At 73.8% G+C, this 13,663-nt stretch carries 13 protein-coding genes; 4 read left to right on the forward strand and 9 right to left on the reverse strand.

Features of this window, described 5'->3' with window-relative positions:
• Positions 1–2: 2 nt before the first annotated feature.
• From NF20_RS18380 to eccCb, 8 genes are all read right to left on the reverse strand, one after another.
• Positions 3–332: a hypothetical protein gene (locus tag NF20_RS18380; protein ID WP_003873428.1), complete on the reverse strand. Its 330-nt coding sequence runs from the start codon at positions 330–332 to the stop codon at positions 3–5.
• A gap of 48 nt (positions 333–380) precedes the next feature.
• Positions 381–1,715, reverse strand: a complete 1,335-nt coding sequence (gene glmM, locus NF20_RS18385) for a phosphoglucosamine mutase (protein ID WP_023862253.1) — start codon at positions 1,713–1,715, stop codon at positions 381–383.
• A 162-nt stretch (positions 1,716–1,877) separates the two neighbouring features.
• Positions 1,878–2,378 (reverse strand): 30S ribosomal protein S9, encoded by a 501-nt coding sequence (gene rpsI, locus NF20_RS18390; protein WP_009978929.1) that lies wholly within the window; start codon positions 2,376–2,378, stop codon positions 1,878–1,880.
• Entirely contained in the window at positions 2,375–2,818 is a 444-nt protein-coding gene (rplM, locus tag NF20_RS18395; protein ID WP_003873431.1) for a 50S ribosomal protein L13, read from the reverse strand. Before rplM ends, rpsI begins: the two co-directional genes overlap by 4 nt.
• A gap of 222 nt (positions 2,819–3,040) precedes the next feature.
• On the reverse strand, positions 3,041–3,337 hold the full coding sequence (locus tag NF20_RS18400; RefSeq protein WP_003873432.1) for a WXG100 family type VII secretion target: 297 nt from the start codon (positions 3,335–3,337) through the stop codon (positions 3,041–3,043).
• Positions 3,338–3,352: 15 nt separating this feature from the next.
• Positions 3,353–3,670, reverse strand: a complete 318-nt coding sequence (locus NF20_RS18405; RefSeq protein WP_009978933.1) for a WXG100 family type VII secretion target — start codon at positions 3,668–3,670, stop codon at positions 3,353–3,355.
• A 47-nt stretch (positions 3,671–3,717) separates the two neighbouring features.
• Positions 3,718–4,935 (reverse strand): type VII secretion-associated protein, encoded by a 1,218-nt coding sequence (locus tag NF20_RS18410; protein WP_033712919.1) that lies wholly within the window; start codon positions 4,933–4,935, stop codon positions 3,718–3,720.
• Positions 4,932–8,522: a type VII secretion protein EccCb gene (gene eccCb, locus NF20_RS18415; protein WP_033717377.1), complete on the reverse strand. Its 3,591-nt coding sequence runs from the start codon at positions 8,520–8,522 to the stop codon at positions 4,932–4,934. The genes NF20_RS18410 and eccCb overlap by 4 nt, the downstream gene beginning before the upstream one ends.
• Before the next feature lie 129 nt (positions 8,523–8,651).
• On the opposite strand from eccCb, the gene eccD reads away from it, so the two are divergent.
• From eccD to mycP4, 3 genes are read left to right on the forward strand one after another with little or no spacing between them, the layout of a single operon-like run.
• Positions 8,652–9,365: a type VII secretion integral membrane protein EccD gene (eccD, locus tag NF20_RS28970; RefSeq protein ID WP_416332324.1), complete on the forward strand. Its 714-nt coding sequence runs from the start codon at positions 8,652–8,654 to the stop codon at positions 9,363–9,365.
• Positions 9,362–10,009 (forward strand): hypothetical protein, encoded by a 648-nt coding sequence (locus NF20_RS28975; protein WP_416332325.1) that lies wholly within the window; start codon positions 9,362–9,364, stop codon positions 10,007–10,009. Before eccD ends, NF20_RS28975 begins: the two co-directional genes overlap by 4 nt.
• On the forward strand, positions 10,006–11,304 hold the full coding sequence (gene mycP4 / locus NF20_RS18425; RefSeq protein ID WP_104123821.1) for a type VII secretion system ESX-4 serine protease mycosin MycP4: 1,299 nt from the start codon (positions 10,006–10,008) through the stop codon (positions 11,302–11,304). The genes NF20_RS28975 and mycP4 overlap by 4 nt, the downstream gene beginning before the upstream one ends.
• Here mycP4 and eccB read toward each other — a convergent pair.
• A complete protein-coding gene (gene eccB, locus NF20_RS18430; protein ID WP_033712920.1) occupies positions 11,269–12,639 on the reverse strand; it encodes a type VII secretion protein EccB in 1,371 nt (456 codons plus the stop codon). The genes mycP4 and eccB overlap by 36 nt on opposite strands.
• 118 nt (positions 12,640–12,757) lie before the next feature.
• On the opposite strand from eccB, the gene NF20_RS18435 reads away from it, so the two are divergent.
• Positions 12,758–13,627, forward strand: coding sequence for a cutinase family protein (locus NF20_RS18435; protein WP_009978946.1), 870 nt, complete (start codon positions 12,758–12,760; stop codon positions 13,625–13,627).
• The last annotated feature ends 36 nt before the right edge of the window (positions 13,628–13,663 follow it).

A 13,663-nucleotide genomic window follows, 5' to 3' on the forward strand; every position in this document is an offset into this window, starting at 1 on the left:
AGCTACGCGATCCGCGCCGCGGCGTACAGCTCGGCGTCGGCGTAGCGCTCGGCGCTGGACCGCAGCGCGGCGGCGATCTCACCGGATGCCCGCGACCATTGCGACACCTGCCCGGCCAGCCGCTGCAACTCGACGTGCAGAGCGTCGCCGCGCTCGGTGTGCGCCCGCCCGGCGACCGCGCCGCCGAACGCCAGCCGGGCCAGGTGATCGGTCACCGCGCGGTCGAGGAATTCGGCCGCCACGGCGAATTGGTTGGCCACCCGCTGCGCGGCGGCCACGTCGATCTGGGTACGGGCAACGGCGCCGGGCCGTGTTGCCCCAAGGGATTTCATGCCTAATCCGACGCCCGCGGGCGCGTCGGGGTTCCGTTCGGGTGCGCCTCAGCGCGCGGCGCTGACCGCCTCGGCGACCCGGGTGGCGAGTCGCTGCGCGATGTCTTTCTCGGGTGCTTCCACCATGACGCGGATCATCGGCTCGGTTCCGCTCGGGCGCAACAGGATTCGGCCGGTGTCGCCCAGTTCGGCCGCGGCCTGGCCGACGGCGGTCTGCACCGACGGTGCGGTGGCGGCGGTGGCCTTGTCGGCGACCGTCACGTTGATCAGCACCTGGGGCAGCGTCTGCATCGCCGACGCCAGATCGGACAGCGGCGAGCCGGTCTGCGCCATGCGCGTCATCAACCGCAGCCCGGTGACGATGCCGTCGCCGGTCGAGCCCAGCGCGGGCATCACGATGTGCCCGGACTGCTCACCGCCCAGGCTGTAGTCACCGGCGCGCAGCTCCTCGACCACGTAGCGGTCGCCGACACCGGTGGTGCGCACCGTGATTCCGGCCGACCTCATCGCCAGGTGCAGTCCCAGGTTGCTCATCACGGTGGTCACCAACGTGTCGGACGCCAGCTCGCCGGCCTCACGCATCGCCAGCGCGAGCACCACCATGATGTGGTCGCCGTCGACCAAGTTGCCGTCGGCGTCGACGGCCAGGCAGCGGTCGGCGTCCCCGTCGTGCGCCAGGCCCAGGTCGGCGCGGTGGGCGACGACGGCGGCGCGCAGCGAATCCAGATGCGTCGACCCGCAGTTGTCGTTGATGTTGAGCCCGTTGGGGTCGGCGTTGATCGCGATCACCCGCGCGCCGGCCGCGCGGTAGGCGCGCGGGGCCACGGCGGAGGCCGCGCCGTGCGCGCAGTCGACCACCACGGTCAGCCCGTCCAGGCGCAGCGTGCTGGCCTTGCTCAGGTGGCGCAGGTAGCGGTCGGCGGCGTCCTCGGCGTCGATCACCCGGCCGATGCCCGCGCCGACCGGCCGCGGCCCGGCGTCCCCGACCAGGGCTTCGATCCGGTCCTCGGTGCCGTCGTCGAGCTTGTGGCCGCCGGGGCCGAAGATCTTGATGCCGTTGTCGGGCATCGGGTTGTGCGACGCCGAGATCATCACCCCGAAGTCGGCGTCGTAGGCGCCGGTCAGGTAGGCCACCGCGGGGGTGGGCAGCACCCCCACCCGCAGCGCGTCGACGCCTTGACTGGTCAGCCCGGCGATCACCGCGGCCTCCAGCATCTCGCCGCTGGCGCGTGGATCGCGGCCGATCACCGCGACCCGCCGGCCCGGCGCGGACCCGCTGGCCAGCTGCCGCGCCGCCGCGGCGCCCAGCGCCAGCGCCAGCTCAGCGGTCAACTCGCGATTGGCGACCCCGCGCACGCCGTCGGTGCCGAATAGTCGACCCATGCGGACAAACCTCTCACAGTTGACGGGCTAGCACCTAACGTGCCCGTTTCCTTGTGGCCGAAACTGTGGCCGAAACGGGGTGCGTCCGGGCGCAGACACGCCGCAACCGGCCACAACTTGTCCATCGACGATGCCAAGTTGTGGCCGGAAAGCGACCGCTGATCAGCGCTTGCTGTACTGAGGCGCCTTGCGGGCCTTCTTCAGCCCGTACTTCTTGCGCTCGGTGGCGCGCGGGTCCCGGGTCAGGAAGCCGGCCTTCTTCAGCGCGGGCCGGTCGTCCGGCGAGGCCAGGATCAGCGCCCGGGCGATGCCCAGCCGCAGCGCACCGGCCTGCCCCGAGGGGCCGCCGCCGTGCAGGTGGGCGTAGATGTCGAAGCTGTCCACCCGGTCCACGGTGACCAGCGGGGCCTTGATCAGCTGCTGGTGCACCTTGTTGGGGAAGTAGCCCTCCAGGGTGCGGCCGTTGAGGTTGAACTTGCCGGTGCCCGGCACCAGCCGCACCCGCACCACGGCCTCCTTGCGGCGACCGACGGTCTGGATAGGCCGCTCGAACACGTAGGACTCCGCCGGGACGGCCTCGACCGGGGCCTCGGTCACCTCGGCGGCTGCGGTCTCGGCGTCCGGGTTGTCCGGGTTCTCCAGGGCCTCGGTCGTTTCGGTCACTGGGCCACCTGCTTGATCTCGTACGGAATGGGCTGCTGGGCGGTGTGCGGGTGCTCCGGTCCGGCGTAGACGCGGAGCTTGCGCTGGATCTGGCGGCTGAGCTTGTTCTTGGGCAGCATGCCGACGATCGCGTCCGCCACGACCCGGTCCGGGTGCTTTTGCATCAGCTCGCCGATGGTGCGGCTGCGCAGACCGCCGGGGTACCCCGAGTGGCGGTAAGCCAGCTTCTTGTCCAGCTTCTGGCCGCTGAAGGCGACCTTGTCGGCGTTGACGACGATGACGAAGTCACCGCCGTCGACGTTGGGGGCGAACGTCGGCTTGTGCTTGCCGCGCAGCAGGTTGGCTGCCGCGACGGCAAGACGGCCAAGCACCACGTCCGTGGCGTCGATGACGTACCACGACCTGGTGGTGTCACCCGCCTTTGGCGCGTAAGTGGGCACAGCGCTTACCTTCTCTTCTCGAGGTGGATCCCGGGTCGAGCCGGGTGCCGATCAGGCGTTTGCGGTGGGGTGAGATCTCGGCGACCGACATTGACCCGAGGCCCCGGCGTACCGCACGCCAACCGAGCAGCTTACCGACGGGTGTCCCCGCAGGTCAAAACGGCTGTGTGGTCCCGACGGCTCTCCTCCGTCGGGACCACACAGACGTTGACGGGCGCGCCGCTAGCGCGCCCAGACCCCGGCCGCCCGACGGTCGGCGTCGGCCACCTCCTCCGCCCCGTCGCGGACCGCGTCGCCGAGCTGGACCAAGATCTCGTTGAGCGCCGTCGCCGACCGGTGCCATTTCAGCTGCTCGGCCTGGTAGGCGGTGGCGGCCTCGCTGGTCCACAGCTGCTGCAGCGGGGCTATTCGCGCTCTCAGCTCGTCCAGCGCGGCGTTGAAGCGGGCCGAGGTGGTGTGGATCTCCTGGCGCACCGAGTGTTCGATTTCGCCGAAGTTGTAGGACAGCGTCGGGTCCACGGAATCCTCTCCCCCTTACAGGTTGCCGCCGGCGGCGGCGATGTGGTCTGCATGGTTTTGCCCGGCCTCCTGCAGGGTGGCCGCGTTGTGCCGGATGGTCTCGGCGATGGCGTGCAGCGCGTGGTAGAGCCGCACCGACTCGGCGTTCCAGCGGTCGATCACCTCTTTGAAGCGGGCGGCCGCGAGCCCACCCCATGCTGCGGGCGGCACGCCGCTCATCCGTCCGATGAAGGCCTGCAGCATCGCCCTGATCTCCTCGTTGCGGGCGTCGGTGGTGCCCGCCACCGAGCGCATCAGGTCGAAGTCGGTGCTCACTGTGTTGGATGTGGCCATACCTGATTCGACCCCCAGGGCGCTCGATCGGTTCCGCGGAATTTTCGTCATCCGATCGCGTGGGCGGATCGCACCGCCAGCTCGCAGGCCTCCCGGACGGCGTGCTCGGCGCCGGGCCGGCTCTGGCATCCGATGCTGATCCGCACCGGGCCGTCCAGCAGCACCGTCCAACGCACCTGGTGGGCGGGGCGGATCTCGCGGTAGGTCACCGCGGGGCGGCCGACGCTGGTTGCGGTCGGGTCGAAGTCGACGAACACCCCGGCGGGTGCGGCGTCGATCGCCTGTTTCAACCGTCGCGCGGTGTCGCCGAGCGTCTCACCGACGACCGGCGACTGGGTGATGTGCAGGGCCACTTCGGGATCCGTCGGCGAGGTGACCTGCACCCGCGCCGAACCCGGTCCGCCGACCAGCCGTTGCGTCGGCCAATCGTTGGGCACCGACAGCGCCACCCGCCCTTCGACCAGGGACGCCCCGGGCATGGGCCGGGCCCGATCCGGCGCGGCCGTGATGGCGAGCGGGGCCGCCGCGGCGGCGATGACGGCGGCCGCGCCGAGCCCGCTCAGTAGGCGCGGCCGCGATCGGGCGGGCGCCGCCGCGCTGCGGTCGGGGCCCGCGGGGGCGTCGTCACCGTCCGACGCCGAGCACGCCAGCCGGGCCAGCCGAATGTCGTTGATGTGCACCATCTCTGCGCGGATCCGCCCGCGCAGCGCGTCGGCGACGAGCGGGCCCAGCTCGGCCGCCCCGGCGATCGGGTCCGGGAGGTCGATCAGCACGACCGCCGGCGCCAGGCTCGCGACGGCACGGGCGACGCCGTCGGCCACCGATCGCGGCGGGGCGGTGCGCGGGACGGCCGTGACGGTCGCGGGTGCAGGCTTGCAGATGGCCACCACCCGCTCGGCGACCTCGACCACGACGGTGTCCTCCGGCGCGGCGCGGGACGCGCGGGCCAGCAGCCATGACCGGGGCCGGGCGCGCGCCTCGCCGGCCAGGGTCGCGGCGGCCGCGCTCACCGTCCGCACCCGCGCCGGCGGCCACCAGGACGGATGCACGACGACCGCGCCGTCGCAAGCACAGCACGCGGACCGCAGCGCGGTTTTCCACAACGCCTCGACGGCCACCGGCCGCTCCCCCACCAGCGCGACGGGGTCGTCGATCGCGTCCAGCGCCGCCTCGATCACCTCCCGGTCCGCCGGTGTTCTTGTGCCGCAACACAATCGGCGGATCGTGGCGGGTCCGGTCTCGACCACGGCCCGGTGTGGACTCACGATGGGCTCCAGGCCACCTGGACGAGTTCGTCGGCGCCGGCCCGGGTGGTCAGCACGCCGCGGCCGGGGCAGCGGCGGGCGGCAGCGAACGGCGCCGCCTCGCTCATCGTCAGCGACATGCAGCCGAGGTCACGCAGGCCCGCCAGCAGCGGCTCGAACATCGCCCGCTCGGCGCCGCCGCTGCGCCGCGCGATGATCAGGTGCAAACCCAATTCGCTTGCGTACGGCAGGAATTCGACGAGCGGCGCCAGCAGGTTGCCGGACGGCGAGGCCACCAGGTCGTAGTCGTCGACCACGACGTAGACGTCCGGCCCGCTCCACCACGACCCTGCCCGCAGCTGGGCCTGGCTGGCGTCGGGAGGCGGCATCCGGCCGCTCAGCAGGTCGAGCAGGCCGGGCAACAGCGCGGTCAGCGCGGCCGGCGACATGGCGTATCCGCGCAGCTGTTCGGACTCGACGATGCCGAGCAGCGCCCGCCGGAAGTCGACGATCACCAGCTGGGCTTGCGCGGCGGTGTTGGTCCGGACGAGTTCGCGGCACAGGGTGCGCAGCGCGGCGGTCTTGCCGCAGCCGTTGGCGCCGAGGATCAGCAGGTGCGATTCCCGCGCGAAATCGATTGCCAGAGGCTGCAGTTGGCGTTCCTGCAGGCCGAGCAGCGGGCGGCCGGCGAATTCGTCGCCGGATCCGCGCCGCACGGCGTCGAGGTCCACCCGCGCCGGCAGCAGCGGTATCGGCGGCGCCACCGATTCGCCTGCGGCGACGTCGGCGACGGGTGAGGCGATCACCATGTGCAGCCCGTCGTGGGACAGGCCGCGGCCCGGGCTGTCGCGCGGCACGTGCGCGGCGGCCCTGCGGTCGATCTCGGAGTCGGCCGGGTCGCCGAGCCGCAGCTCGATGCGGGTGCCGATCTGATCGCGCAGCGCGGGTCTGATGTCGGCCCAGCGCGACGCCGACAACACCAGGTGCACACCGAACGAAAGACCTTGTCCGGCAAGGGCGATGATCGATGCCTCCAGCGTCTCGAAGTCGCGGCGCAGCACGGCCCAGCCGTCGATCACCAGAAAGACGTCGCCGAACGGATCGCTGCCGGGGCGCCGCTGCCGGTAGTCGGCGATCGAGGCGATGGCGTGCTCGCCGAAGAACGCTTCGCGGCGGCCCACCACCGCCTCGCATTCGGCGACGATCCGCCCGACGCGGCGCGGTTCGGCCCGGCCGGCGACCGCGCCGACGTGCGGCAGCGTGTGCAGCGACGACAGGGCACCGCCGCCGAAGTCCAGGCAGTAGAACTGCACGCGGGCCGGATCGTGCGTCGCCGCCAGGGCGGTGATCAGGGTGCGCAGCGCCGTCGACTTGCCCGATCGCGGTGCGCCGACGACCGCGACATTGCCTGCGGCACCGGACAGGTCGACGATCAGCGGGGTCCGGCATTGCTCGAAGGGGCGGTCGACAAGGCCGACGGGCACGGTCAGGTCCGCGGCGCCGCCCAGCAGGGTGCGCAGTTCCGGCGGCCGGCCCAGCGGGGGCAGCCACACCCGGTGCGCGGCCGGGCCGTGGCCGGCCAGCCGGTCCAGCGCCGCAGCGGAGATGCTGCGCCCGGACGGGTGGGCCGCCTCGACCGGGCGGCTGACCGGGCCGACCACCCGGGTGCCAAACACCCGCACCATTGCCGGCGGCCGCGGGGCGGTGTCCGGGCGCAGCGGCCCGGACACCAGAGCGGCCTGGAAGCGGATCGGTGCGCCGGCGCCGACCCGCAGGTAGCCGGCGCCGGGATCGGTGGGCAGGTGGTAGGCGTCGAGATTGCCCAGCACGGCGCGGGATTCGGCTTCGGACAGGGTTTTCAGGCACAGCCGGTAGGACAGGTGCGCGTCCAGTCCGCGCAGCCGGCCCTCGTCCAGGCGTTGGCTGGCCAGCAGCAGGTGGATGCCCAGCGACCGGCCGAGCCGGCCGATCGCCACGAAGGTGTCGGCGAAATCCGGTTGCTGGCTGAGCAATTCGGAGAACTCGTCGACGATCACGAACAGGGTGGGCAGCGCCGGCAGCGCGGCGGCGCTCCGGCGCGCGCGTTGGTAGGCGGCGACGCTGTCGCAGCCCGCCGTTCGCAGCGCCTCCTGGCGGCGGTTCATCTCCCCGGCCAGCGCGGCTCGCATCCGGGCCACCAGCGGGGCGTCGTCGGCGAGGTTGGTGATCACCGCGGCGACGTGCGGGGCGTTCGCGTAGTCGAGAAACGTTGCGCCGCCCTTGAAGTCGACGAGCAGCAGGTTGAGCACATCCGGCGAGTTGCGGGCCATCATGCCCAGCGCGATCGTGCGCAGGAGCTCCGACTTGCCCGAACCGGTGGCGCCGACACACAGCCCGTGCGGGCCCATCCCGTGTTCGGCGGGCTCTTTGATGTCGAGCTCGACCGGCGTGCCGTCGGCGGCGACGCCGAGCGGAGCTCGGAGCCGGTCGCGCCCGGTTTGCCGGCCCCACAGCGTCGCCGGGTCGAAACCACTCACATCGGCCAGCCCGACCAGTCCCGGCCAGCCGCCGTCGCCATCGCCGGCGGTCACCCGCTGCCCGGCCAGCCTGCGCGCACACGTCAGGGCGTCAGCGGCGGTCATCCGGTCCGGGCGCGACGGCGACACCGTGCCGGCGGCGGTGCGGATCGTCACCGGCGCGCCGTCGTCACCCGCGCCGATCGCGATCACGGTGGCACCGGCGATCGGTGCGACGGCCCGCTCGGCGACCAGCACCAGCCGCGCCACCGGCAGGCCGGCAAGTGCCTGTTGTGCTTGCGCCGCAGTCGAATACACCATCCGCATCGGGCCCAGCGCATCGTCGTGTGTGGGATGCCGGTTGTGCGGCAGCCATTTCAGCCAATCCCAGTGCGCGCGATCGCCGTCGCCGACCACGGCCGCGATGCCCACCCGATCGGGCGCATGCAGCACGGCGAGCTGGCAGACCACGGCGCGCAGCACGGCACGCGCGGCACCGACATCGCCGTCGATCATCACCGGCGAACCCGCACCCAGGTCGACGGTGACCGGGCCCGGCACCGTCGCATGGGTATGCAGGAAGCGGCGCAACGCCGTCGCGGTGACCGGATCGCGAACCTCCTCGGCGGGCACGGGCGGGGCCACCACGCGACGGGCCAGCGGCAGGACACCCATCCCGACCCGCACGACGCAGAAGTCGGGGTCGGTTGGTCGGCGCCGCCACATTCGGGGGCCGCCGATCAGCGTCCACAGCGTGTCGGGATCGGGATGGTCGCGCAGCGCGGACGCGCACTGCGCCGCGGCGATCTCGGAGACGGACCGCCCGAGCTGATTCAGGTATTCCAGATACCGGCCGCGATCGGCGTCGAGTCCGCCGCCCCCGCGGCGGCTCCGACCGATCAGCGCCGCCGCCACCGTCGAAACCAGCATCGCCGCCGGGAACGCCAGGAACGCGGGCTGGCGGCCCGCCGCGCCACCCGAGGCGAACACGACCGTCATGACGCCCATGCCGGCCACCGACAGCGCCACCGGCAGCAGGCGGGCCGGCAGGCCCGTCGACTCCGGCGCCGGCAGTTCCGGCGGAGCCTCGACAACGATGTCGGCCTGGGTCATCGCGCATCCCCTCCCGGCCGACGACGGTAGGGAGCACCGGAATCGGCGGCAACTCACCTGTGGACAGCCGAATACCGGGGCGCCGAGACCCGGCTATGTTCTGCGCAATCCGAGCGAAGGAGAGTGGCGTTGGCCGTATCGACTACCGGGCTGTGCCGGGTCAGTGTGCACTGGGAAACCCAGGCCGTCGACGTGTCCCTGCCCGCCGAAATCGCTGTCGCGGAGCTGATTCCGTCGCTCGTCGACATGCTCGGGGCCGGCGACGGCGGCGCCGGGCGCTACCGGTTGTCGGCCCCGGGCGCCGCCGCGCTGGATCCGTCGACGACGTTGGCGCACAACCACATCGGCGACGGCGCGATCCTGGTGCTGAGCCGGATCGACGTGCCGCTGCCCGCACCGCGCTACCGCGACATCGCCGACACCGTGTCGGCCGCGCTCGATGCGACGGCCCGGCCGGGTGCTGCGGTCCGGCGGGTCGCGGGCGCGGCGGCGGCCGCGTCCTTCGTCGCGACGGGCGGGCTGCTGCTGGTGCGAAACACGTTCAGCGCCAGCGTTGTTCGCGATTCCGGCGGTACGGTCGCGGTGCTGGTATCGACCACCCTGCTGACGCTGGGGGCGGCCGCGGTCGCGCACCGCGGCTATCGGGACCGGGGCGCCGCCCTGGCGCTCGGCGCGATCGCCACCGCGTTCGCGGGGCTGGCCGGTTTCGTGGCGGTGCCCGGCGTGCCGAGCCTTTCCCACGTGTTGCTGGCCGCGGCGGCCGCGGGCCTCGCCGCGGTGTCGGCGATCGGGCTGTCGGGTTGCGGCGCGCCGGGTTGCTCGCGCTCGCCTGCTGGTGCGTGATCCTCGCCGCCGCCGCGCTGGCCGGCGTGCTCAGCGGCGCGCCGCTGCCGGCCGTCGCCTCGGCGGCCGGGCTGGTGTCGCTGTGCCTGCTCGGGATGGCGGCGCGCGCGTCGCTCACCCTGGCCGGGCTGTCGCCCCGGCCGGCCACCGCACCAGCCGGCGGTCCCGAGCCCGGCGAGGCGTGGGTGTCCGCCCGCGCGCGCCGCGCCGACCGGTGGTTGACCGGCCTGCTGGCCGGGTTGTCGTCGTCGGCCACCGTTGCCGCCGCCGTCACCGTGCTGGCCGGCGCGCCGCGGCTGTGCTGCCTGGCGTTCGGAACCGGCACCGGCGCGCTGTTGCTGCTGCGCTCGCGTGGCGGTGACGGCACCCGGGCTCTGGTCTTCGCCGCCGGTGGAATCGTCACCACCGCAACGACATTCGCTGTCGTGGCCTGGCGCGCACCGCTGCCCGGCCCCTGGGTGGCGGCGACGACGGCGACGCTGGTCGCCGCGGCGCTGTACCTCGGCTGCGCGGCCCGAACCTGCTCGCCGGTGCTGAGCCGGGCGGCCGACCTGCTGGAGTGGCTGGCGCTGGCCGCCCTGGTGCCGCTCACCTGCTGGATCGCCGGGCTGTACGGCACGGTTCGGGGACTGACGCTCGGGTGAGGGTCGTGCGGCTGCTGGCGGTTTCGGCGCTGACGATGCTTCCGGTGTTCGAAACCCCTCCCGCGCACGCGGTTTCGCCGCCGGCCGTCGACGACAAGTGGTTGCCGAAGCCGGCCCGGCCGGCGCCGCCGTGGCCGACCGCGCAGCGCGAGGTGTGCGCGACGCTGACCGCCGACTCGGGCCCGGGCCGGCGCGGCCCGGCGGGCGGGTCGGACCTGTCGGCGGTGTGGCAGCTCAGCCGCGGCACCGGCCAGCGCGTCGCGGTCATCGACACCGGGGTCGCACGGCACCGCCGGCTGCCCGCAGTGGTGCCCGGCGGCGACTACGTGTCCACCGGCGACGGCATCCAGGACTGCGACGCGCACGGCACGCTGGTCGCCGGAATCATCGCCGCCGCAGCCGATCCCAAGTCCGACGAATTCAGCGGCATCGCACCGGAGGCGACGCTGATCAGCATCCGCCAGTCCAGCGCGAAGTTCGGGCCCGCCGGCAACCGGTCGGGCGGCGGGGTCGGCGACGTCGACACCCTGGCCAAAGCCGTTCGCACCGCGGCCGATCTCGGCGCGTCGGTGATCAACATCTCCTCGGTGGCCTGCGCGCCGGTGGTCTCGGCGCCCGAAGACCGGGCGCTGGGCGCCGCGCTGGCCTACGCCGTCGACGTCAAGAACGCGGTCGTGGTGGCCGCCGCCGGCAACACCGGCGGCCCGGGGCAATGCCCGCCGCAGCGGCCGGATGCCACCTGGCAGACGATCACCGTCGCCGTCAGCCCCGCCTGGTACGACGACTACGTGCTGACCGTCGGTTCGGTGAACGCCGACGGAGCCCCGTCGACGTTCAGCCTGGCCGGCCCGTGGGTGGACGTCGCGGCGCCCGGCGAGGCGGTGACGTCGCTGGCGCCCGAACCGGTGTCCGGCACCAGCTATGCCGCCCCGGTGGTGAGCGGGCTGGCCGCGCTGATCCGGGCCCGCTTCCCCGCGCTGACCGCGCGCCAGGTGATGCAGCGCATCGAGGCGACGGCGCATCATCCGCCCGCCGGGTGGGATCCCCTGGTCGGGCACGGCACCGTCGACCCGCTCGCCGCGGTCAGCGCGGAGACGGGCGCGCCGCCGCCCGCCCCCAGAGCCGCGGCGGTGCCGATCGCGGCGCCGCCGCCGGCGCCCGCCCGTGATTCGCGCGCCCGGGACATCGCGGTGCGCGGAGCCGCGTTCTGCCTTGTCGCGCTGACGCTCGCCGCGGCCGCCGGGGCGGTCCGGGCCCGGCTACGGCGCGCCCGCGACGGTGTCGCGGGCGACTGAGGCGTTCGGTCTGCTCAACTCCGGCCCGGCCGGCAGCAGGGTGAGCAGCGGCCACGGCGCCGGGCTCGGCTGCCCCAGACCCAGGTCGGCCGCGGCGTCGTCGTCGGGCACGGCGAACCGGACCCCGGTGTCGGTGATCAGGTAGCGGGTGCCGGCGTTCGCACCGGCCCGTACGTAGGCGCTGCGGCCGGGCGGCAGGTACACCGCGTCCAGCGCGGGTCCGCGGCCGTCGGCCTGCGCCAGGGTCACCGGCGCCCGACCGGGCAGCACCGGAACCGCCGCCCCGGTCAGGAACGCGACGGAACGGGCGTCTCCCCAGCCGGCGCAGATCGTGGCGGCCGGCTCCGACACGGCCGGCGCCCGGTCGGGGAAGCCGGCCACCGGCAGCGCCGCGACCACCGGGGCGGTGCGCAGTGCGTCGGGTGCGACGGTCACGGCGTCGGCGCCGCCCTGCGGGTTGCTGAGCCGCAGCAGGTCGGCGGCCACCCGGCCGATGCGCTGCACGCCGCCGGCCAGCACCGCGTAATACTCGTCACCGTCGGCGCGGATGATGCGAAGCACAGTGCCAATCGCGAATCCCGGCAGCCCCGGCGCCGCGCCGCCCAGGCCGGGTATCCGCGGAACCGCGATCGGCGCCGCCTCCGGCACGGCCTCCAGCAACGACTGCGAGACGAGCCGCGGCGCCCGGCCCTCGAGCCGCAGCGTCCGCACCACCGCGGCGTCGGCCAGGTCCACCCGGGCCCGGTGGCCGTCGTGCAGCAGGTAGGCCGGCGAACCCGCGGCGGCCGCGACCAGCATGGCCTGCCCGCCGCCCAGCACGCGCATCGAGGCGGCGTCCGTGCGGCCGAGCAGGATCGTGGTTGCGCCGGCGCCGTCGCTGTCGCACAACGACCACGCCGTGTCCGCCGCTGCCAGCGGCCGGCCGAGGAACGCGGGCGCGCCCGGAATGCCCAGCAGCGGACCGCGTTTGCTGCCGTCCAGGTCGGCCTGGCGGATGGTGAGCGGATCGACGGCCGACGCGGCGATGAGCCGCGCCGAGGCCAGGTTGAGCACCGGATGCCAGGTGTCGCCGACCCGGACGAACAGGGCACCGGAATCCCGGGCCAGCACGACCCGCGCCCCGTCCAGCGCGACGTGCGGCCGCAGCAAACCCAGCAGCGTCGCTGCGGCCAGCGCGGCCGCCGTCAGCACCGCCCCCGCCGCCAGCGCCGCGGGCTGGCCGCGGGCACGCATGCCGGCCGCGGCCGGGTCCTGGCCCAGCAACGCGCATTCCAGCCGGCGCGACAGGTACCGGTACGCGCTGACCTGCAGCCACGTGGTGGGCCGACGCGGCACTGCTCCCCTTCCCCGCGAATCCGTTGCGCACAGGCTAGGCCGCCGGGCGGCGCCGCCGAAGCGGTTATCCACAGGTCGCGGGAGTTTCGCCGGGCCGCGATTTGGGTAAAATTGCCCGGTGAAAACTCACCGGATCGGCCGACTCCTCGGTCTGGGCTCATCGGCGCTGATCACCGCCGCCGGCCTGCTCGGCGCCCCGGCCGCGGTCCCGGTGGCCTCCGCCGACGATTGCCCCGACGTCGAGGTCATCTTCGCCCGCGGCACCAACGAGCCCCCCGGCATGGGCCGGGTCGGCGACGCCTTCGTCGAGTCGCTGCGCCAGCAGACCAGTGGGCTGAACATCGACACCTACGGGGTCAACTATGCCGCCAGCAAGCTGCAGCTGCACGGCGGCGACGGCGCCAACGACACCATCAACCGGATCAAGCAAGCGGTGCAGAAGTGCCCCAACACCAAGATCGTGTTGGGCGGCTACTCGCAGGGCGCCTCGGTGATGGACATCGTGGCCGGCGTGCCTATCGGCGGCATCAACTGGGGCAGCTCGATCACCCCGGATCTGGCCAGTCACGTCGCGGCCGTGGCCACCTTCGGCGACGTTGCCGACCGCGCCGGCGGCACGCTGCCCAGCCAGAGCGCGCTGCTGGGCTCCAAGGCCATCGACCTGTGCAACCCCAACGACCCGATCTGCCACGCCGGCCCCGGCAACGAGTGGAGCGGGCACACCGAGGGCTACGTCCCCGTGTACACCACGCAGGCGGCGGCGTTCGTCGCCTCCAAGCTGATGGGCGCGGGCCAGTCGGTGCCCGGCTACGGGCCGTCGGTGCCGGGTGCGGGCCCGCAGTCGCCCGGCTACGGCCAGCAGTCGCCGGTGTACGGCCAGACCCCGCCGGGTTCGGGTCCCTCGATCCACGACAACGCCCCCGGCCCCGGCACGGCGCCGGCCCCGGCCGTGCCGAGCACGCCGCCTTCGCAAGCACCTCTCGTCTGAATCGTTACCGGCCCGCGACCAACGCGCCCCTAACAT

It is taken from the genome of Mycobacterium sp. MAC_080597_8934 (genome assembly GCF_000523975.1).
In the GTDB taxonomy this organism is placed as follows: domain Bacteria; phylum Actinomycetota; class Actinomycetes; order Mycobacteriales; family Mycobacteriaceae; genus Mycobacterium; species Mycobacterium avium.

Excerpts from the sequence above, each read along its gene's own strand:
- glmM (WP_023862253.1), bottom strand. The coding sequence starts at position 1,715 with ATGGGTCGACTATTCGGCACCGACGGCGTGCGCGGGGTCGCCAATCGC.
- eccCb (WP_033717377.1), bottom strand. The coding sequence starts at position 8,522 with ATGACCCAGGCCGACATCGTTGTCGAGGCTCCGCCGGAACTGCCGGCG.
- NF20_RS18380 (WP_003873428.1), bottom strand. The coding sequence starts at position 332 with ATGAAATCCCTTGGGGCAACACGGCCCGGCGCCGTTGCCCGTACCCAG.
- NF20_RS18405 (WP_009978933.1), bottom strand. The coding sequence starts at position 3,670 with ATGGCCACATCCAACACAGTGAGCACCGACTTCGACCTGATGCGCTCG.